18 protein-coding genes and 1 pseudogene are annotated in these 20,408 nt (G+C 36.4%); 18 read left to right on the forward strand and 1 reads right to left on the reverse strand.

The features are described 5' to 3' along the window. The first annotated feature begins 19 nt into the window (after positions 1-19). From BHF68_RS01895 to spo0A, 7 genes are all read left to right on the forward strand, one after another. Complete coding sequence (locus BHF68_RS01895; protein WP_069642266.1) at positions 20-859, forward strand: TlyA family RNA methyltransferase; 840 nt, start codon at positions 20-22, stop codon at positions 857-859. 51 nt (positions 860-910) lie between these two features. Continuing rightward, entirely contained in the window at positions 911-1,420 is a 510-nt protein-coding gene (locus tag BHF68_RS01900; protein ID WP_069641944.1) for a hypothetical protein, read from the forward strand. Between the two features lie 8 nt (positions 1,421-1,428). Then, positions 1,429-2,277, forward strand: coding sequence for an NAD(+)/NADH kinase (locus BHF68_RS01905; RefSeq protein ID WP_069641945.1), 849 nt, complete (start codon positions 1,429-1,431; stop codon positions 2,275-2,277). Between the two features lie 41 nt (positions 2,278-2,318). Continuing rightward, the gene (gene ahrC / locus BHF68_RS01910) at positions 2,319-2,768 is read left to right on the forward strand and encodes a transcriptional regulator AhrC/ArgR (protein ID WP_069641946.1); all 450 of its coding nucleotides are present in this window, start codon (positions 2,319-2,321) and stop codon (positions 2,766-2,768) included. 31 nt (positions 2,769-2,799) lie between these two features. Then, the gene (recN, locus tag BHF68_RS01915) at positions 2,800-4,506 is read left to right on the forward strand and encodes a DNA repair protein RecN (protein WP_069641947.1); all 1,707 of its coding nucleotides are present in this window, start codon (positions 2,800-2,802) and stop codon (positions 4,504-4,506) included. Between the two features lie 143 nt (positions 4,507-4,649). After that, on the forward strand, positions 4,650-5,906 hold the full coding sequence (gene spoIVB / locus BHF68_RS01920; RefSeq protein WP_069641948.1) for a SpoIVB peptidase: 1,257 nt from the start codon (positions 4,650-4,652) through the stop codon (positions 5,904-5,906). Between the two features lie 181 nt (positions 5,907-6,087). Beyond that, entirely contained in the window at positions 6,088-6,882 is a 795-nt protein-coding gene (gene spo0A / locus BHF68_RS01925) for a sporulation transcription factor Spo0A (protein WP_069641949.1), read from the forward strand. A 116-nt stretch (positions 6,883-6,998) separates the two neighbouring features. Here spo0A and BHF68_RS01930 read toward each other — a convergent pair whose 3' ends face one another. Continuing rightward, a complete protein-coding gene (locus tag BHF68_RS01930) occupies positions 6,999-7,439 on the reverse strand; it encodes a universal stress protein (RefSeq protein ID WP_069641950.1) in 441 nt (146 codons plus the stop codon). Between the two features lie 225 nt (positions 7,440-7,664). On the opposite strand from BHF68_RS01930, the gene hcp reads away from it, so the two are divergent. From hcp to BHF68_RS01985, 11 genes and pseudogenes are all read left to right on the forward strand, one after another. After that, complete coding sequence (hcp, locus tag BHF68_RS01935; protein WP_069641951.1) at positions 7,665-9,311, forward strand: hydroxylamine reductase; 1,647 nt, start codon at positions 7,665-7,667, stop codon at positions 9,309-9,311. 171 nt (positions 9,312-9,482) lie between these two features. Beyond that, a complete protein-coding gene (locus BHF68_RS01940) occupies positions 9,483-10,769 on the forward strand; it encodes an HD-GYP domain-containing protein (protein ID WP_069641952.1) in 1,287 nt (428 codons plus the stop codon). Between the two features lie 38 nt (positions 10,770-10,807). Next, positions 10,808-11,971 (forward strand): THUMP domain-containing class I SAM-dependent RNA methyltransferase, encoded by a 1,164-nt coding sequence (locus BHF68_RS01945; RefSeq protein WP_069641953.1) that lies wholly within the window; start codon positions 10,808-10,810, stop codon positions 11,969-11,971. Then, positions 11,955-13,421, forward strand: coding sequence for an anthranilate synthase component I family protein (locus tag BHF68_RS01950; protein ID WP_069641954.1), 1,467 nt, complete (start codon positions 11,955-11,957; stop codon positions 13,419-13,421). The genes BHF68_RS01945 and BHF68_RS01950 overlap by 17 nt, the downstream gene beginning before the upstream one ends. Then, positions 13,411-14,343 (forward strand): aminotransferase class IV, encoded by a 933-nt coding sequence (locus BHF68_RS01955; protein WP_069641955.1) that lies wholly within the window; start codon positions 13,411-13,413, stop codon positions 14,341-14,343. The genes BHF68_RS01950 and BHF68_RS01955 overlap by 11 nt, the downstream gene beginning before the upstream one ends. Positions 14,344-14,574: 231 nt before the next feature. Next, positions 14,575-15,132: an RNA polymerase sigma factor gene (locus tag BHF68_RS01960; protein ID WP_069641956.1), complete on the forward strand. Its 558-nt coding sequence runs from the start codon at positions 14,575-14,577 to the stop codon at positions 15,130-15,132. Further along, a complete protein-coding gene (locus tag BHF68_RS01965) occupies positions 15,133-16,656 on the forward strand; it encodes a Gmad2 immunoglobulin-like domain-containing protein (protein ID WP_069641957.1) in 1,524 nt (507 codons plus the stop codon). A gap of 144 nt (positions 16,657-16,800) precedes the next feature. After that, complete coding sequence (locus tag BHF68_RS15300; RefSeq protein ID WP_069641958.1) at positions 16,801-17,205, forward strand: VOC family protein; 405 nt, start codon at positions 16,801-16,803, stop codon at positions 17,203-17,205. 72 nt (positions 17,206-17,277) lie between these two features. Further along, a pseudogene (locus BHF68_RS01975) lies at positions 17,278-18,615 on the forward strand (acyl-CoA carboxylase subunit beta); the annotation flags it as partial. Between the two features lie 49 nt (positions 18,616-18,664). Then, positions 18,665-19,792 carry a M20/M25/M40 family metallo-hydrolase gene (locus tag BHF68_RS01980; RefSeq protein WP_069641960.1) on the forward strand — a complete coding sequence of 376 codons (1,128 nt, stop codon included), beginning with the start codon at positions 18,665-18,667 and terminating at the stop codon, positions 19,790-19,792. A 55-nt stretch (positions 19,793-19,847) separates the two neighbouring features. After that, complete coding sequence (locus BHF68_RS01985; RefSeq protein WP_069641961.1) at positions 19,848-20,375, forward strand: NUDIX domain-containing protein; 528 nt, start codon at positions 19,848-19,850, stop codon at positions 20,373-20,375. The last annotated feature ends 33 nt before the right edge of the window (positions 20,376-20,408 follow it).

The raw sequence follows: 20,408 nt of genomic DNA on the forward strand, positions 1-20,408 counted from the left end.
ATTTGAAGAGGTGAGGATAATTAAAAAGGAAAGAGTAGATGTATTGTTAGTTGAACAAGGTTTACTGCCTACGAGGGAAAAAGCTAAATCAGCTGTAATGGCAGGACTTGTATATACAGGAAGTGAGCGAATTGACAAGCCGGGTATGAAGATAGAAATAGATAAACAGCTTACTGTTAAAGGAAATATTCACCCTTACGTCGGTAGAGGCGGTCTAAAGCTTGAACAGGCAATAAAGGAGTTTAGTATAAAACTTAATGACAAAGTTATGATTGACATAGGAGCTTCGACGGGCGGGTTTACAGATTGTGCATTGCAAAATGGTGTAGGGAAGGTATACGCTGTAGATGTAGGTTATGGACAGCTAGACTGGAAATTGAGAAACGACCCTAGGGTTATCGTGTTAGAACGAACTAACTTTAGGCATTTAGAAGCTGATAAATTGAAGTCTGGTGTTCCTAACGTTGCATCTATTGATGTTTCATTTATTTCGTTAAAGCTAATTTTCCCTAAATTAATGGAGATTTTAGCAGATGGTGGAGAAGTAATAGCTTTAATTAAGCCACAATTTGAAGCAGGCAAGGATTTAGTTGGGAAAAAAGGAATTGTTAGAGACCCACATGTACATAAGCAGGTTTTAGTGGATGTCATAAGCAGGGCGAAAGCTTTAGGGTTTATTTTGAAGCAATTGACTTTTTCACCTATAACAGGTGGGGATGGCAATATAGAATTTTTGGCTTTATTTCAACTACAATTAAATACTGAACCAGAAGAAGACCAAAATATTAGTAATATAACTGATCAAGAATTAGAGTTGTTTGAAAAAGTTATAGAAAATGCCCATTCATGTCTTAGTTAAAAAGGAATTTTAAGGTATTTAGCGAAGAAGTAAGGCATGGAGGGAGAGCGCATGCAAATTGTAGATATTATTATATTGGTAACAATTACAGTAGTAATTGTTATTGCCTTTAAAAATAAAAGCTACCCATCGGTCCAACATGCTACACCGCCTAAAGGTGGAGCTGCAACTAAACTACTAGAGGCTAATGGTTATGAAATTGTTGCTGGGAAGCATCGTGTTCCAATTGATATAAAGGCCTCAGATAGAAATTATCAGTCGAGAATTTTAATTGATTTTATTGCTAAAAAAAATGATAATATTTATGTCGTAAAAATAAAGAATAAAAGGAAACAAGAACGTTATAGCGGATCTTTTTTACGTGATGAACTGCTTAAATACCAACTTTTTTTTCGTGTAGATGGCGTCTTGTATATTGATTTAGATAAAGAAAAAATTAACGAGGTATATTTTGATTTGTCAAATTTTCAGTACAATCGTTCATTTTTGGACTATTTTAAACTACCTCGTTGGCTTTATGTGGTTGCAGCAATTGGTATATTGATATTCATCTTGAGGTGATTAAAAAAGTGAAACGCATAGGTCTAATAGTTAACAAAAGTAAGCCAAAGGGCTGGATTGTAGCTAGACAGCTTATAAAAAGCTTGGAGCAACGAGGGATTAAAGTTGTTATCGATAATATAGTAGCAGAGCAGCTAGGTAGAAGCGATTTAGGAATATCTTTAATGGAGATTCCTAAACAGGTTGATATTATATTCGTCCTCGGCGGGGATGGGACGTTGTTAGGTATTGCAAGGGACTTTGCTGCTTATGAAATACCGTTATTAGGAATCAATGTAGGGAATATGGGCTTTCTATCTGAATCAGAACCAGAGGACTTAGAAATTACAATTGATAAAATCATTAACGGAGAATATTACATAGAAAATCGAATGATGCTACAGGCTCAGGTAGTGCGTTCAGGGCAAGTAGTTAAAGATTTTCTAGCATTAAACGATGTTGGTATTGCTAAAGGTGCCTTTAGTCGCATGATAGAAATTATTATGTTTATTGAGGATAAATTTCTGGGGTCATATAAGGGGGACGGATTAATTGTAGCCTCACCTACTGGCTCAACGGCATATTCCCTATCGGCGGGTGGGCCTATTGTAGTTCCAGATGCGGATTTAATCCTACTAACGCCAATATGCCCTCATTCATTAAAGGTTCGCCCGATGATTATTTCAGGAGCAACAACTATTCGTACTAAGCTAAATGCCACACATAATGACATTGGACTTACAATTGACGGTCAGCTAGGGTTCAAACTTGAGGTGGATGATGTAATTATTTTGCGAAAATCACAGCATAAAACACGCCTTATTCGATGGGATGAGCATAATTTTTTTGAGGTTGTAAGACAAAAGCTACACAACTAAAAAATGACTTTCAGATTTTTAAAAATGACTTTCAGGAGGTTATTATGAAAGGTCAAAGGCACTTAAGAATTAGGGAGCTAGTAAAGGAAAAAGATATCGAAACACAGGATGAGCTTGTAACTGAATTAAAGCGTCTGGGTTTTAAGGCGACACAAGCGACGGTTTCGCGCGACATTAAAGAGCTACAGCTAATAAAAGTACCTACAGCTACTGGTAGATACATTTATTCATTAGCCTCGGAACAACCATTTAACCCACAACAGAAAATAAAACGGGTTTTAGTCGATAGCTTTGTATCCTTAGATAAAGCTGAGAATTTGATTGTGATGAAAACCTTGCCAGGTCACGCTAATGCCCTAGGCTCGTTAATTGACGGGCTAGGATGGGACGGAATTATAGGAACCATCTGCGGTGATGATACCATTCTCATAATTGCTAAGGATAAGCAAGTTGCACAACTAGTGGAGCAGCAATTTCTAGATATGCTATAAAAATAGACATGTGTCACAGGGGAGAATCAATATGTTACAGGAATTAGCCGTGAAAAATTTCGGTCTTATTGAGGATATGAAAATTTCTTTTCAAAATGGCTTTCACGTAATAACAGGTGAAACAGGCGCTGGTAAATCTATGATAATTGACGCATTAAACGTTATTGTTGGTGGAAGAGCTTCCAGTGATTTAATTAGATATGGATGTGAAACTGCCTATGTAGAAGCTTTATTTATTATTTCAGACGAAATTATCAATAAAATTAATGATTACGGAATTGATGCTGATTCCAATGATTTGATAGTAGCTCGAGAAATTAAAATTCAAGGTAAAAGTACTTGTAGAATTAACGGAAAATTAGTTACGGTCCATTTTTTAAAGGAAATTATGGAACCATTTATTGATTTGCATGGACAGCATGAACATCAAAAATTACTACATACTAAAGAACATCTCCGACTTTTAGACGGCTATGGAAAAACAGAGCTTAATGAACAATTACTTATTGTAAAGAATTTATTTTTTGATTATAAAAGATTATTGACGGAATTCAATGAAATTCATAAGAATGAGCAGGATGCCTCCCAAAGAATAGAGTTTCTGAAATTTCAAGTTCAAGACCTTACTCAACTGAACTTAAGTGAGGGCGAAGAGGAAGAATTAGAAAATAAGAAAAAAATCCTTAGTAATCAAGAAAAACTATTTAAAAACGCCCATTTGGTTAAAGCATATCTTAAAGATGGAACCAATGAAGGACTAGGTGCAAGCGAGCTAATTCATCAAGCCATGCTTTGCTTGCAAGAGATAGCGAAGATAGATAGTAAATATAACGAGCAAATAGCTATTTTAGAAAATGTTACGGTCTCCCTTGAAGATGTTGCACTTGAAGCTGGTAAGACATTAGATAGTGAAGCTACTGAGGAAGATATTAACAGCATAGAGGCGCGCTTATTTGAGCTGCAGCAGGTAAAACGTAAGTATCGTAAAGATATTCCCCAACTAATTATTTATATGCAGCAGCTAGAAGATGAACTACATAAATTAGAGAATAAGGATAGTCTTGCTAAGGATTTACAGGACAAACTTTTAAACTTAAAACAGGAATTTGTAAAACAAGCTAAGTTACTTACAAAGTTGCGCAAGCACGTAGCGGAACAGATGGAAGTAGCTATGAAGGATGAGCTTAAGCAATTATCTTTACCGAAAGTCAATTTTGAGATATCTTTTATAGAATTAGATGAACCACAACATACAGGAATAGATGCAATTGAATTTCTATTCTCAGCAAACCCAGGAGAACCTTTACGTCCTCTCGCAAAAATTGCCTCAGGTGGTGAGTTATCTAGGATTATGCTTGCTTTCAAAAATTTATTGGCAAATATCGACTGCACTCCAACTGTTATATTCGATGAGGTAGATACAGGTGTTAGCGGTTTAGCTGCCCAAAAAATTGCCGAAAAGCTTGCAGCAATTTCTAGGAATCGTCAGGTATTTTGCGTTACACATATGCCGCAAATTGCAGCCATGAGTGATGTTCATATGTTTATAAAAAAAGATTTTCAATCTAACAAAACAATTACAAAGCTTGAAATTCTAGATGATGAGGAAATTACCAAGGAATTAGGAAGAATGATTAGTGGAGAAAATATAACAACTAGTACTTTAAAGCACGCTCAAGAAATGCGAAAAATTGCAAATAATTTCAAAAAAATTATAGCTAATGATAATTTAAAGTAGATATCTCGAGTTTTTGGAAATACTTCTAAGGAAGTATTTTTTTTTTGTTCCATCATTTGAATAGCATGAAGGAACTTGATTGGGGAATCTTAATAATAAGTTACACAGAATTTTGTTTATAGGAAGTATAGGGAGTGTGACTATTGTATAGAAAAACAAAAAAAATTATCGGCTTAATCTTAGCAATCGTAGTAGTTACAGGCGCTTTAAGTACCCCATTTCAAGAATTTAGCTCGATTCCACTACAATTAAGGCTGTTTGAAGGACAGATGGCAAACCTCAATGTATCTTCTTTGATTGAGACAGTTCTGGATGATAATCAAGAAGTAATAGCGGTTAGTGGTACTGAGATTCAAACATTGAGAACAGGCATGACAGATATTACCTTTAAATTGTTTGGCTTACTACCTATAAAGAGAGTTCAAGTACAGGTGCTGCCAGAAACCAAATTATATCCAGGTGGTCATTCCATAGGTGTTAAACTAAAATCAGAAGGTGTTATGGTTGTAGGCTTTTACCTGGTAGATGTTGAGGACAAAAAAGTGTCACCTGGTGAGCAAGCAAATCTTCGAGTAGGCGATTACATTCTTAGCATTAATGGCCAGAAGGTTAGTGATGTATCTTCAATAACAAACTTTGTCGATGGTAATCGAAAATTAGAAATGGAAGTTAAGCGAAATGACCGTATCTTTACGACTACAGTAGAACCACAGTTAGATAGTAAGACTAATAACCATCGTTTAGGTTTATACATTAGAGATTCAGCTGCTGGCGTAGGTACTTTAACGTTTTATGATCCTAAGACAAATATGTATGGAGCTTTAGGTCATGTTATTACTGATATGGATACGGGTCAGCCTATTGAAGTTGGTTCTGGTGAAATTTTCTCATCAAGGGTAACTTCAATAGATAAGGGACAAAAGGGAAAACCTGGTGAGAAGAAATGTACAATCGGAAGTGATAGCGACAGGCTAGGAAACATCTTGGCAAACAATTCTTTAGGTATCTACGGAAAGCTGACGGACATTCCTAATGACTATTTTGGTGATGCACCCCTCCCAATAGCTTTGGCTCATGATGTTAAAACGGGACCAGCGCACATATACACAGTAGTAAAGGGAGAGAAAGTCGAAAGGTTTGACATTGAAATTGTTAATGTAATTCCACAACGTTTCTCTTCAACTAAAGGAATGGTTATCAGGGTAACTGATGAAAGACTCCTTGCTATAACAGGAGGTATTATTCAAGGTATGAGCGGAAGCCCTATAATTCAAGACGGTAAAATTGTCGGTGCTGTAACCCATGTATTTGTAAATGACCCTACAATGGGATACGGTTGTTATATTGAATGGATGCTAAAGGAAGCAATCGAGAACAAGGATATCAATAAAGCTGCATAGTTCGACAAAATATTGCAAATATCGGCATAAAAGCGTGATCTGACGCGGTTTTTGCCGATATTTTTTTTATTTTATTTTTAAAACTTTGCAGGGATATTATAAAACTTGTAGAAAACTACATATAACAATTTTATTCATTTAAATGTTCGTAACAATTCATATCATAGTAGGGGGAATTATAGTGGAAGTAACAAAAGTACTGCTAGTGGATGATAATCAAGAATTTTGTAGTACTCTTGCTAATTATGTTAATGAGCAAGAGGATATGGAGGTGGTAGGGTTAGGTTACAATGGTAATCAAGCTCTTCAAATATTAGAGAAAGAACAGCCAGATGTTCTAATCTTAGATATTATTATGCCACACTTAGACGGACTTGGAGTGCTTGAAGAGCTTAGAAGAAGTGGCAAGTTTTCCAACCTTAGAATTATAATGTTAACTGCTTTTGGTCAAGAACATATTACAAAAAGGGCTATCGATTTAGGAGCTGATTATTTCATACTTAAGCCGTTTGATATGGAAGTGCTGATAAATAGAATCAGACAAATAACTAACAGCTCCATGCCGCAACAAGCAAGTATTGGTGCACAAACGATAAATACATCCTTCGCTCCAAAACAAAAAGTAGGCGATGTTAAGACTGCAGTCACCAAAATAATCCATGAAATTGGAGTCCCAGCACATATTAAAGGCTATACATTTTTGCGTGAGGCAATCATGTTAGTTTATGAAGACCAAGAACTACTAGGTTGCATAACCAAAATTCTATATCCACAAATAGCCGAAGAGCATAACACTACCCCGCCAAGAGTTGAGCGTGCAATTAGACACGCAATTGAAGTTGCATGGAATCGTGGCAATTTAGATATTTTAAAATCATATTTTGGCCATACCATTAATGCAACTAAATCCAAACCCACCAATTCCGAGTTTATCGCTATGGTTGCAGATAAATTAAGGCTTGAGAACGCTGTATAAGCGAAAGTTTATTACCAGGAATAATATTATTTACTTAAAACAAGACCATGGAAAGCTACTCTAAGAGTACTCCATGGTCTTAATGTTTTTTATGCTTATATTGTAGAAAGTTGTGTTTACTTCACAACCATAACTGGGCAATTAGCCTCGTTAATAAGCTGGACTGTGATATTTCCTTTGAATAAGAAATCTGTAAACGTACTCTCGCCGTGATGCCCAAGGATTAATAAGTCTGCCTTAAAGTTATCAGCTTCTTTTAGAATTGTGTTAATTGGCTCACCAGAAGCTATTTTTACTTTATAAGGAATGTCATTTTCTTCGAAGATTGTTGTTACTTTTTCAACACGTTCCTTAATATCCTCTAGAACTACATCCTCAACATGCACGCCTGCATGGTCAAGCAACATACTAACATTAGAAGGCATACTTGGAATTTGTGCTACTGTAAGTATCAGAACCTCCCTTTCTGTGTCTTCTTTTATAAGTTGGCAAATCATCTTAGCCATCTTAGGTGCAATAGGTGATCCACTAGTTGGGAATAAAATTCGATTAAACACACTAACCTCTCCCTTAATTTTAATATGTAAATATTATACTAATTGTATTGTACATTATAATTTGAATTTTTTCATCAATACTAATAGGCTATTTATATAGTAAATATCATTAGTACCTATGATTTTAATCACAGAATTATATATGTTTATAAAGTATTATAGTAACAGGTTAACAACATGAACAACATGTTAATATACAATAACTATTATACAGGAGGGTAAAAAATGGATGTAAAAATGTTTTGTTATCAATGTGAGCAAGCGCTAGGTGGTAAGGGTTGTACTAAGGCTGGAGTATGTGGAAAGGATTCAGATGTTGCAGCACTTCAAGATTTACTAATCCATAACCTGAAGGGATTAGCGTTTTATGGTCAAAGAGTACTTGATAAAGGTGGTAAGATTGCGCCAGAAATTCAAAACTTAATGGCTGACGCAGTATTCTCAACATTAACTAACGTTAACTTTGATCCAGAAAGATTCTTTGTGTTTAACACAAATGCAGAGAAATTCAAACAACAATTACGTGACCAATTAGGTCAAATTGACGGTCCAGTACCTGAAGCTGCATTATATATTTCACCTAACCGTGTAGATTTAATGATTGAAGATGGTAAAAAGTTCAACATTATGGCTGATGAATGCATGAATGAAGACATTCGTTCCTTAAGAGAGCTTTTAATATATGGATTAAAAGGAATGGCGGCATATGTGCATCAAGCTGCAGTTCTAGGTAAGAGAAGTGAAGAGGTAAATGAATTTTTCTTCAAAGCTTTAAATGAAACACTTAAAGAAGAAAATGGCATTAACGAATATTTTGCATTAAATATGGAGTTAGGTCAGAAAAACCTGATTGTAATGGAGTTATTAGATAGTGTTCATACTGGAACTTATGGTCACCCAGTTCCTACTAAAGTAGCTATTACAAAGAAAAAAGGTCCATTCATCGTAATCTCAGGTCATGACCTAAAAGACTTAGAAATGCTACTTGAGCAGACTGAGGGTAAAGGCGTAAACGTTTATACTCATGGAGAGATGATTCCAGCACATGGTTACCCAGAGCTTAAAAAATATAAGCACTTAGCAGGTAACTTTGGTGGAGCGTGGCAAGAGCAACAAAATGAGTTTGATAACTTACCAGGTTGTATCTTAATGACTACAAACTGTCTACAAAAGCCTCGCCCATCTTATGAGGACAGAATTTATACAACTAGCGTTGTAGGCTGGCCTGGAATTCAGCATATTGAAGAAGTTGATGGCAAGAAGGACTTCACAGCTATGATTGAGAAGGCAATTGAGCTTGGTGGATTCACTGAGGATGAGGAAGAGAAGAACATAATGGTTGGGTTTGGACATAACGCTACCCTAAGCCATGCAGGAACAATTATAGATGCTGTTAAAGCAGGAGCAATTAAGCATTTCTTCCTAATCGGTGGTTGCGATGGTGCGAAGCCAGGAAGAAACTACTTCACTGAGTTTGCACAACAGACTCCAGACGATACAGTAATCTTAACATTAGCGTGTGGTAAATACAGATTTAACAAAATTGACTTCGGAACAATTGGTGGACTACCAAGGTTACTTGATGTAGGTCAATGTAATGACTCTTACTCTGCAATTAAAATTGCATTAGCATTAGCTGAAGCCTTTGAGTGTGATGTGAATGACCTTCCATTATCATTAGTATTATCTTGGTACGAGCAAAAAGCGGTAGCAATTCTGTTAACACTGTTATCATTAAATATCAAGAACATCCTATTAGGACCTTCCTTACCAGCATTTATTACACCAAACGTACTACAGGTTCTAGTAGACAAATTCAACATTAGTCCTATATCTAACCCAGAAGCAGACCTTAAGAAAATCCTAGGTTAATATAAAAAAATCAACTCTTATTAAAACCTCTTTATCTATATCAAGATAAAGGGGTTTTTGATATAATAAACAAAACTTGGTATTTACCAAGGCTAAAAGACGCAGGTAAATGCCTTAGTTGCCGTTATACTATCTATAGACGTTACTCCATTTATGAGGATGGTGTGAATTGTGAACAGAGACTTACAGATTTCTCTTTTTGATTTAGTGATAAGCCTATCAAATGCTATGGATTTAATTAGCCCAGAAATGGTGAATCATCATAAAAGAGTTGCATATGCTTCGTTAAAAATTGCTCAGCAAATGAATTTATCAGCAGAAGAGATTAATGATGTAGTTTTAGCATCAACAGTGCACGACGTAGGTGCTTTATCGTATAATCAACGTATAAATGCTAGGCAGTATGAATTTAGCAACGCTAGTGAACATGCTGAACTCGGTTTTTTGTTGTTGTCAAACTTCTCGCAAATGCGTGGGCTTGCAGAGCAGGTTCGCTTTCATCATTTACCATGGTCAAATGGTAATGGTAAGGTATATGATGGACAGAATGTACCTATAGGAGCACATATTATCCATTTAGCTGATCGCATAGAAATCTTAATAAATCGTGAGGATGAAATATTAGGACAGGTTGATCGTATAGTTAAAGTTATAAATAACGGGAAAGATAAGGTTTATCACCCAGATATAGTTGAAGCGTTTCTGCAACTAAAGGATAAAGAATATTTTTGGTTAGATTTAACATCACCAATGATTGGGGATATCCTAGCAAAGAGTACAGACATATCGCTTATACAATTAGAAATTGACGATTTATTAGAGTTTACTAAACTATTTAGTCAAATTATTGACTTCAGAAGTTCAATGACAGCTACTCATTCGAGTGGAGTTGCTTATACAGGTGAAGCATTAGCCTCATATATTGGTTTTTCAGAGCGTGAATGCAAGATGATGAGAATTGCAGGATATTTACATGATTTAGGAAAACTAGCTATTCCAGATGAAATTTTAGAAAAACCAGACAAATTAGATGAACAAGAAATTAATATAATGCGAAGCCACACTTATCATACACATCGAATTTTAGAGGTCATACCAGGATTAGAGCAAATCACGGAGTGGGCGTCATTTCATCACGAGAAGCTAAACGGCTCTGGATATCCATTTAAATATACCGCAACAGATATAACATTAGGTTCAAGAATTATGGCGGTAGCAGATGTTTTTACAGCAATAGCTGAAGAAAGGCCATACAGGTGCGGGTTAGAGCGTGAAGTTGTATTGAATATATTACATAAAATGGTCGATGACAATGCCCTTGATAAATTGGTTGTTAGCATTTTAGAAGATAATTACGAGGAAATTAATAGAATTCGTATTGATGCACAAGCAGAGGCGTATAGATCTTATAAAAATTTTGGAAATCGTCTAGTGAACGATAAAATGAACGCTGATTAACAATGTCGGTGATATTACTAATTAAGGAGAAGTTATAAATGGCTACTTTAGAATTAATTGCTACCACTACATTTGGTTTAGAGGCAGTAGTAAAACAAGAAGTTGCAAATCTTGGTTATGAGATAATTTCTGTAGAAAATGGTAAGGTCGTATTTAAAGGTGATGAGCTTGCAATTTGTAGAGCTAACATTTGGCTTCGGAGTGCAGAAAGGGTTCGCTTAAAGATAGGGGAATTCAAAGCGACAAGCTTTGAGGAGTTGTTTGAGCAAACGAAAGCTTTACCTTGGGCTGACTGGATACCAGAAGAGGCTGAGTTTCCTGTAGAGGGTAAGTCTGTGAAATCGAAGCTTTTCAGTGTGCCAGATTGTCAGGCAATAGTGAAAAAAGCAGTAGTAGAAAGCCTTAAAAAGAACTATAAAACAGAATGGTTTAATGAAACAGGCCCTAAGTTTAAGATTGAGGTAGCATTGCTAAAGGATATCGCAACTATCACTATTGACACTACTGGCCCTGGTCTGCATAAACGTGGTTATCGTCCATTAATTAGTGAAGCACCACTTAAAGAGACGATGGCAGCGGCTATGATACAGCTCTCGAGATGGAAGCCTGACCGTACTTTAATCGACCCATTTTGCGGATCAGGCACAATTCCGATAGAGGCTGCTCTTATTGGTAAAAACATTGCTCCGGGCATAAACCGTACCTTTGCGTCGGAAGAATGGCCTAGGGTGAAGAAAGACATATGGATGAAGGCAAGGAAAGAAGCCCATGATCTAGCTAATTACGAGCAAGAGGTTAGAATCATTGGTACAGATATCGATGAACGCATGATTAAAATTGCTAGGAAAAACGCATATGAGGCTATGGTCGACACTGATATACATTTTCAAACAATGTCATTTAAAGAGTTACAATCGAAAAAGCATTATGGCTATATCATCTGTAACCCGCCATATGGAGAAAGAATTGGCGAAAGCGCTGAGCTTGAACAGCTTTATAGGGATATGGGACAAGTTTTTCGCAGTCTAGATACGTGGTCTTATTATATATTAACTTCCTATGAGCAATTTGAGCAAGCATTTGGTAAAAAAGCTGATAAAAATCGTAAGCTCTATAATGGCAATATAAAAACTTTTTTCTATCAATTTTTCGGACCACGTCCTCCACACAGAAAGGATTTGGAACATGAAGCACCTAATTGATGAAACGAGCTTCGATAAGCTCTGTTTGTCATACTCTGTTGTCCCTTTAATAAAAAAAATAAAATTAACAGTAGATGTACTATCAGTTTGCGAACGATTTAATAATGAATATCAAATGTTATTACATAGCCCTAAAAGTGGTCGGTATTCTTTCTACGCTGTTGAGATGACCCATTTATATGTTGGACATAAGGACAAACTAGAGGTTAAAAACTTATCTGAAAAAACTAGTGAGGTGCTTAATGGAGACCCATTAGCATCCTTAGAAAAGTGCTTTATGAAATACAACTCCCCTAAAATTGTAGAAGCGCCTCCCTTTTATGGGGGGTTAATCGGTTATATTAGCTATGATGTTATTAGACTTATTGAAAATATTCCTAACGATACAGTAGATGATATCGGCCTTTCGTTGTTCTATTTTGCCAATGTCTCTGATGGACTCGCTATTGACCATCAACAGCAAGAACTATATATTTTTGCTAATAGACTTAAACAGGAAAGCTATAGTGAGTTATTAGAGAGAGTTGAAAATATAGAAAAAAGGATCAGCAATACAACACACCGGGCAACCAATACTGCAATTGGTAGCTATAACCATCAAGGTATCAAAAGTGCTGGTAAGTATTACGAAACATCCTTTACAGAAGAGCAGTTTTGTCAGGCAGTCGATAAGGTTATCGAATATATTAAAGCTGGTGATGTGTTTCAGGTTAACCTGTCTTTAAGACGAGGTACCAGGATAAATAGACACCCGTTAGAGATTTATCGTGAATTAGTAAAGAGAAACCCTTCTCCATATATGGCGTATATTCAAACCCCAGATTTTGCAATAGCAAGCTCTTCCCCAGAATTATTAATTAAGGTAAAAGATGAAGTTATAGAGACGCGACCAATAGCTGGCACACGCTCGCGAGGAAGAACCGAGGCTGAGGAGCAGCAGTTAATGAATGAGTTATTGACTAATGAGAAGGAATTGGCAGAGCATATTATGCTCGTTGATCTCGAGAGAAACGACCTTGGCAGGGTATCGGAATATGGCAGCGTAGAGGTTAACGAATTACTTGTTTTAGAGAAGTACTCCCATGTAATTCATTTGGTATCAAATGTGCGCGGGAAACTGATAGCAGGTAATAGTCTGTTTGATGTAATAAGGGCTGTATTTCCTGGTGGAACAATTACAGGTGCACCAAAAGTTAGGACAATGGAAATCATAGAAGAGCTTGAACCTGTTAAAAGAGGCTTGTATACAGGTTCAATCGGCTGGCTTGGATATCAGCAAGAAATGGAGCTAAATATAGTAATTCGTACAGCAGTCTTTAAAGATGGATGGGCGTTTGTGCAAGCAGGTGCAGGGATTGTCTATGATTCTATACCGCATCGGGAATACAAAGAGTCCCTTAAGAAAGCACGGGCACTCTGGGATATCCTGGAGGAGTTATATGAAAAATAAGCATGATAACGCCTATGTATTAATAAATGGTGCGATATTAGATGCGGATGCTGCTAATATTTCTATTTTTGATGGTAGTATTCAATACGGTTTTGGTCTATTTGAAACGCTAAGGACATACGACGGAAAGTTTTTTGGTTGGGAAAAGCATTTTCAAAGGTTAGAGAGAAGTACTAAAGTTATGGGGATTAGTCTAACCTTAACTGCTGAACAAATACTAGACTATCTTCAACGGCTTAGGGATAGGTATTATGAAAGTGGTATTTCTGATGATGCAGTTTATCGTGTGACACTTACACCTGGAATTATCGATAATTGGTCTCTAGCTAAGGATACTAATATAATTATCTCCCGCCGTCCACTCGCCCAACCATTAGAGCGTTTACAAGAGCATGGGGTTAATACAGCAGTACTGAAAACTCAGAGGTTACCTTCAGTTACTGAGCTACGAATAAAAAGCACCCAATTTTCAGATATACTTTTTGCTAGAAATGAATTACATAAGCTATCTGAATTGAATGGTGCTCCAATGTTTGAAGGTATTATGCTTAATTCAGCAGGGTATGTAGTAGAAGGTACTATCACTAACATATTTATAGTAATTGAGCAGAACAATCAACTAAGGCTAGTGACACCGTCTAACCGGGAGCAGCCACTACTAGGAGTTACTAGAGACTGTGTGATTGATTTAGCGAAGAATCTTACTATTGAAGTAGTTGAAGAGTCAGTTACCCTTGAAAACATATCTACAAGTAAAGAAATTTTTCTTACTAATTCTGTTCATGGAATTTTACCTGTTAAGGGTGTTTGGTCACAAAAGGAACCAATATTTCAGTCATATGCGCAGGACTGGAAGCTTACTAAAGTATTAATTGGTGCTTATGAAGCGTTAATTAAACATGAGATAGCCTTAACAAAGTAACAACTTTAATAAGTAACAGCTTTAATTAGTAATAGCTTTAGTATGTAGTAGTTTCAATTGTTGCTGCATTATCCCTGAGGAGCCTTATTTTACCTTTTGAGTAAAATAGGTTCTGTTTTTTTAATTTATTAAACTTTTTCGAGCATATTGAAACCTTTTAATATTATTTCACGTCTAGTATTATAGATATCATAGATGCACGTCCTTGAACTATAAGGAGGTTAGTAGTTAGTGGTAAACGAAGAAACGATAATCTTAGCAAGACAGGGCAATCGCGACGCCTTAATAAAAATATTAAAAAGTGCAGAAAATGATATTTATAAGACGGCTTATTATCTTACGAAGAACGAAGCAGACGCTAAGGACTTAACACAGGATGCACTTTTACGCGTATATCAGAAGTTTGCTACCTATCAAGGCCAAGCTTCTATTAAAGTATGGGCTCAACGAATTACTACTAATATATTTTTAGACTCTATTCGTAAGAAAAAGGCTCAACTGTTTTCACTAGACGATAATGAGGCATATCAATATATACCAGACGAGGGGAGTAGTGTGGAAGAGCAAGTGGAAGAGCAATTGAAAAGCCAAGAGATAAGAACAGCAGTTACGAAACTACCTGAACAGTACAAAGTAGTTATTGTTCTAAGGTATTTACAGGACATGACCTATAAGGAGATATCACAGATTTTAGAAATTCCTGAAAATACAGTGAAAACACATCTCTTCCGGGCACGAAAACTACTAAAAGACATGATGCATAACTCAATGTGTGGGGGGGTGTCATAAATGCAATGCGAAACTTATCAAATAAATATTCAACGGTATTTAGATAATGATTTAAACAGTGAAGAAGAAAAACAGTTACTTGAGCACATAGAGCAATGCTCGTCCTGTAAGCAAGAGTTTGAAGAATTTCAAGCGCTTCATAATGACTTATTACAGCTACCAAAAGTAGAGCTTGAACGCAGCTGCATTGATGATATCTTAAATAAAATTGATGCTGAATACGTTGTTCAACAGGATGAAGCTAAAGAGAAGGTTTTATTTAATTATAAAAAATATATTACGCCGTTTATGGCTGCGGCAGCAGTTTTATTGGTTTTCTTTGTCAGTAAAGGCTTCTTCTCCTCAGAGCTACCGTACGCAGATCAGCAACCTGAACGTATGAATAGTTTAGCAGTACAGGATATGGATGATGCCGAAGGTGAAGTTTCTACATTTGATAGTCCAGAACTTGAGATAAGGATAATGGGTGAAGGAGACATCAATCAATTCAATCAATACGGTGTAGACAAAACACTTTTAAATCCAGCGATGTTTGAATCAGAAGATATAAGAAATGCACCTGCAGTAATTAGGAATTGGGTAGAAAGATCAAAGGAAATATTTGCAGGTCAGTCATTCGCCTATAACGGTAAAACATATATTTATGTTTCCTTAGGACAAAGGGATAATATCGAGTATGAAGTGACAATTGAAGAAGTTTATGAGTATGACAATCAATTATATGTTTACGCTAAAGTGCAAGAGCCACAAATCAATAACAGAAATACTGCCAATAAGGTATATCCTGATGTGTTGGTATCTGTTACAGGTGAATATCTAGACGTACACTTTAATGAGTGGCAGGGTGCTGAAATTGAGACCTGGATACCAGAAATTTATGGTATTGAATCGATACCTGAATTTAATGAACAAAGTTCAGATATAATTAAAATTTATTCGCCAAAAACCAATACATCTATTCATGAGTCTATAGTAATTAAAGGTATAGCTCGAACTTTTGACGGATCAGTATATTATCGTGTATTAACTAGCCAGCAGGAAGAGATAGCGAGTGGGTTCATATTTGCTGCTAAAGGTGCTCCTGATTGGGGACACTTTGAACAGGAGATATTCATTGATTTACCCTATGATATTCAAGCTGTTGAAGCTTTTATAGAGGTGTTTGAGGTTAGTCTGCGCGATGGTGGGCAACTAGGGACTGTTCAAATCCCAGTTACCCTGGAGTCTGCAGAGGTAAACAATGCCACTGAGGTTCAAAATAAACATTGGGTAACATACATTGTAAATGACGTAGACGTAGAGACTGGTAAGGTTTATGTTGAGCAGTATCTAGTAGACTCAAGAAGTATTAATGCTCCTACTGTTCTAAACCTACAGGGAGTTCCAATAATAAGGGATATTACTCAGGAAAAAGCCAATACCGTAGCACGATATGCTCAGTTAAGCGATATAAAGCAGAACTATGAAATTGGGGCTTTAATAACTGAAGACGGTAAGGTCAAACAAATATTTTTATTTGAATAAAACAGCAGATACATTCTTATGGTAGATGCAACGTAAAACACAGACGAAAATCTGTGTTTTTTTGTGTTTCCACATATATAGCAATAATATTACTCATATAGTTTTAAAGTACAACTATATGGTATGTGTTAGGGGGAAGCAATAATGAGAGTTGTTGGAATTGATCATATTGGTATAGTGGTAAATGATATCGAGCAGTCAATCATCATGTATAAAACATTATTTGGTATTGAGCATATTAGAACAGTTACTTTAACAGAACAAGGTACAAAGATTGCTATTTTACAAGGACACAACCTTAAAATTGAGTTACTCGAATCTGCAAATGAAAACAGTAAAATTGCTAAGTTTATTAAAAGCAGAGGGACAGGTATGCATCACTTAGCGTTTCAGGTGGAGCATCTACAGGAATTTATCAGAAACATTGGAAAACAGGATATTAAAATAATTGACGGTATAAAAAAAGGTGAAAATATGTGTGATATTGCGTTTATACATCCAAAACAAACGGAAAACGTTTTAATTGAACTATGTCAAAAACCAAGGTGAGTAATTATGGTGCGTATGGTAACGTCGGATAGGATTAAGATGCTGTTTGATGAGGGTAGCTTTATTGAGGTGCAAGCTGGTGTTGAGTCAAGGCTTTTATTAAGTAAAGATTACAACAATAATGGAGATGGCGTAGTAACTGGATTTGGTGAAATTAATGGCAGACGAGTATTTGTTTATTGTCAGGATTTTAATGTCTATGGTGGATCACTAGGGGAGATGCACGGTGCAAAAATTTACAATATCATGGACTTGGCGCTAAAAAGTAAAGCTCCAATCATAGGCCTAATAGATTCAGGCGGAGCTAGGATTCAGGAAGGAGTTCTAGCGCTTCACAGCTATGGAAAGATATTTAATAAAAATGTAGAATGTTCAGGATTAATTCCACAAATATCGGTTATTCTAGGTGCATGTGCAGGAGGGGCTGTTTATTCTCCAGCATTGACTGATTTTGTCTTCATGGTTGATGAAACAAGTCAAATGTTTATCACGGGTCCAAAGGTTTCACAGGCAGTTTCTGGAGAGTGTATCGATAGAGAATCATTGGGAGGTTCTGTTCTTCATTCAACACAAAGTGGAGTATGTCATGTTACTGCAGAGACTGAGCAGCAAGTGTTCATTAAGGTAAGAGAGTTAATAAGCTTCCTACCACAAAACAGTTATCAAAAACCACCTAAGGGTAAAGTAATTTCCACTCTGGAAACGTCTGAGACAATTGCTAGCAGTCTTCCAGGTGAAATACATAAGACGTATGATATAAAAGCCATTATAATGAGTTTGGTAGATGATAATAGCTTTTATGAGATACAAAAAGCATTTGCTAAAAATGTAGTTATAGGATTTGCTAGGATCGAAGGACACGTAGTAGCTATTGTAGCAAATCAGCCAAAAATTAAAGCTGGTGCAATAGATATTGATGCCGCAGATAAGATAGCGCGATTTGTACGATTTTGTGACTGTTTCAATGTACCAATAGTAACACTTGTGGATGTACCAGGATTTATTCCAGGACTACAGCAAGAGACCTTAGGTATTATAAGGCATGGTGCTAAAATTTTGTATGCCTATGCTGAAGCTACAGTGACAAAAATTACGATTATTATAAGAAAGGCATACGGTGGAGCTTATGTAGCGTTGAATAGCAAAAGTTTAGGGGCAGACTATGTAATGTCATGGCCAAACTCGGAAGTAGCCGTAATGGGTGTTAAGGGATTGCAGGCGCTGAAATCACAAAAATCACAAAGCTTACAATGCTCTAATGTAGAAACTAATAGTGCAGCAGCCTATGGAATGGTAGATGAGGTTATAGAGCCCAAACAAACTAGACAAAGGGTGTATGATATATTATTAATGTTAGAAAATAAAACTGAGCCACTAAAGGGGAAAAAGCATGGCAATATTCCGTTATAGTTAGCTTTTATGGTATGATTTGTATAATTTTAATTTATGGAGGACGACAATGATTAACGAACAACGTTTGCTTGATGAATTTATTAAGTTAGTGCGAATTGATAGTGAAACAACTAAAGAAAGAGCGATTATCGATTATTTAAAAGACAAGTTAACTAAGCTAGGCACACAACCAATTGAAGATAACGCCCATAAAGAAGCAGTGATTGGTGCAGGGAATCTTATTATCACTATCCCTGGCAGATATACAAAGAAAGTTACTGAGAACAAAAGACTATTATTCACAGCCCATGTTGATACAGTCGCCCCAGGCGAGGGTATTGAACCAGTTATTAGGGACGGCTATATTTATTCAAACGGTACAACGATTTTAGGAGCCGATGATAAAGCTGGTGTCGCAGCAATATTAGAAATGCTACAAGTTATAAAGGAAAACAGTATTGACCACGGGCAAATACAAATAGTATTTACAGTTGGAGAAGAATGCGGGTTATTAGGCTCGAAGCATATTGACAAAGAGCTTTTGCAATCTGACATGGGCATAGCTCTCGATAGTAATGGCAATGTTGGTAGAATTATTACTAGTGGTCCAGTTCAGTACTCATTGAATGCAACTATTACTGGGAAAGCGGCCCACGCAGGAGTTAACCCTGAAGCAGGAATTAGTGCAATAGAAATTGCAGCAGAGGCAATAACGAAGATGAATTTAGGCAGAATAGATGAGGAAACAACAGCGAATATTGGAGTAATTCAAGGTGGTATTGCTACCAATGTTGTTTGTGAAACGCTTACGCTTAAAGGAGAAGCACGAAGCTTAAATAGACAAAAAGCTATAAATCAAATTGGAGATATGAGGACCTCCTTAGAGGATGCTGTTAATAAGAGAGGTGCAGTAGCGAAGATTGATGTTAATGAAGAGTATCCTGAATTTTCGTTCGACAAAAATGATGATGAAATGAAGATAATTAAAAAAGCTATGGGTAACATAGGCGTTGTCCCTGAATGTGTTGGCAGCGGCGGTGGAAGTGACGCCAATATATTTAATGGTTATGGAATTAAAACTGTTAATCTCGGAATCGGTATGGAGAATATTCACTCTGTTGATGAGCGCATCGCTATTGAGGAGTTAAACAAAATAGCTCGACTATTAGTAGAAATAGTTAAAGTCTGCAGTTAATATATGTAGTATACAATTTAGCGGTTAGAAAAAGTTAGTCGAGGGAGGCATACATATGGAAGAGAAACGCTTGGAGCGCCAGCAAGTTTTTGCAGGGAAAATTTTAGATGTATATAAAGATACTGTGAGTTTGCCCAATGGAAATGTAGCAACTAGGGAGGTTGTAGAGCATGCAGGTGCTGTTGCAGTCTTAGCAATAGATGAGCAGGGACAAATTGTAATGGTACGTCAATACCGTTATCCAATGCAGGAGGTAATGCTAGAAATACCTGCTGGAAAGCTAGAAGCTAATGAAGAGCCATTGGAGTGTGCAAAAAGAGAGCTAGAAGAGGAAACAGGTTATATTGCTGCAAACTGGGAAAAAATCTTTAGCTTATATACTTCACCAGGATTTGCTAATGAAGTAATTCATATATTTTTAGCAAGGGATTTGCAATATGTTGGGTGTAATCCAGACGATGATGAATTTGTTGAAGCTTTTAAAGCATCTGTCGAAGTAACGATTGAAGATATTAATAGTGGTATGATAAGGGATGCCAAAACAGTTTCTGCTGTGCTTTGGTGGAAATCTCAATTATCTTAGCATAATGCTAACCCCTCTCTCATAAACATCAGA

Source organism: Desulfuribacillus alkaliarsenatis (assembly GCF_001730225.1).
Taxonomy (GTDB): Bacteria; Bacillota; Bacilli; order Desulfuribacillales; family Desulfuribacillaceae; genus Desulfuribacillus; species Desulfuribacillus alkaliarsenatis.

Bases quoted from the DNA above. Each gene is read 5' to 3' on its own strand.
- BHF68_RS01950 (WP_069641954.1), top strand. From the start codon at position 11,955: ATGAAGCACCTAATTGATGAAACGAGCTTCGATAAGCTCTGTTTGTCA.
- BHF68_RS01900 (WP_069641944.1), top strand. From the start codon at position 911: ATGCAAATTGTAGATATTATTATATTGGTAACAATTACAGTAGTAATT.
- BHF68_RS01985 (WP_069641961.1), top strand. From the start codon at position 19,848: ATGGAAGAGAAACGCTTGGAGCGCCAGCAAGTTTTTGCAGGGAAAATT.
- BHF68_RS01965 (WP_069641957.1), top strand. From the start codon at position 15,133: ATGCAATGCGAAACTTATCAAATAAATATTCAACGGTATTTAGATAAT.
- BHF68_RS01980 (WP_069641960.1), top strand. From the start codon at position 18,665: ATGATTAACGAACAACGTTTGCTTGATGAATTTATTAAGTTAGTGCGA.
- recN (WP_069641947.1), top strand. From the start codon at position 2,800: ATGTTACAGGAATTAGCCGTGAAAAATTTCGGTCTTATTGAGGATATG.
- hcp (WP_069641951.1), top strand. From the start codon at position 7,665: ATGGATGTAAAAATGTTTTGTTATCAATGTGAGCAAGCGCTAGGTGGT.
- BHF68_RS01945 (WP_069641953.1), top strand. From the start codon at position 10,808: ATGGCTACTTTAGAATTAATTGCTACCACTACATTTGGTTTAGAGGCA.
- BHF68_RS01955 (WP_069641955.1), top strand. From the start codon at position 13,411: ATGAAAAATAAGCATGATAACGCCTATGTATTAATAAATGGTGCGATA.
- BHF68_RS15300 (WP_069641958.1), top strand. From the start codon at position 16,801: ATGAGAGTTGTTGGAATTGATCATATTGGTATAGTGGTAAATGATATC.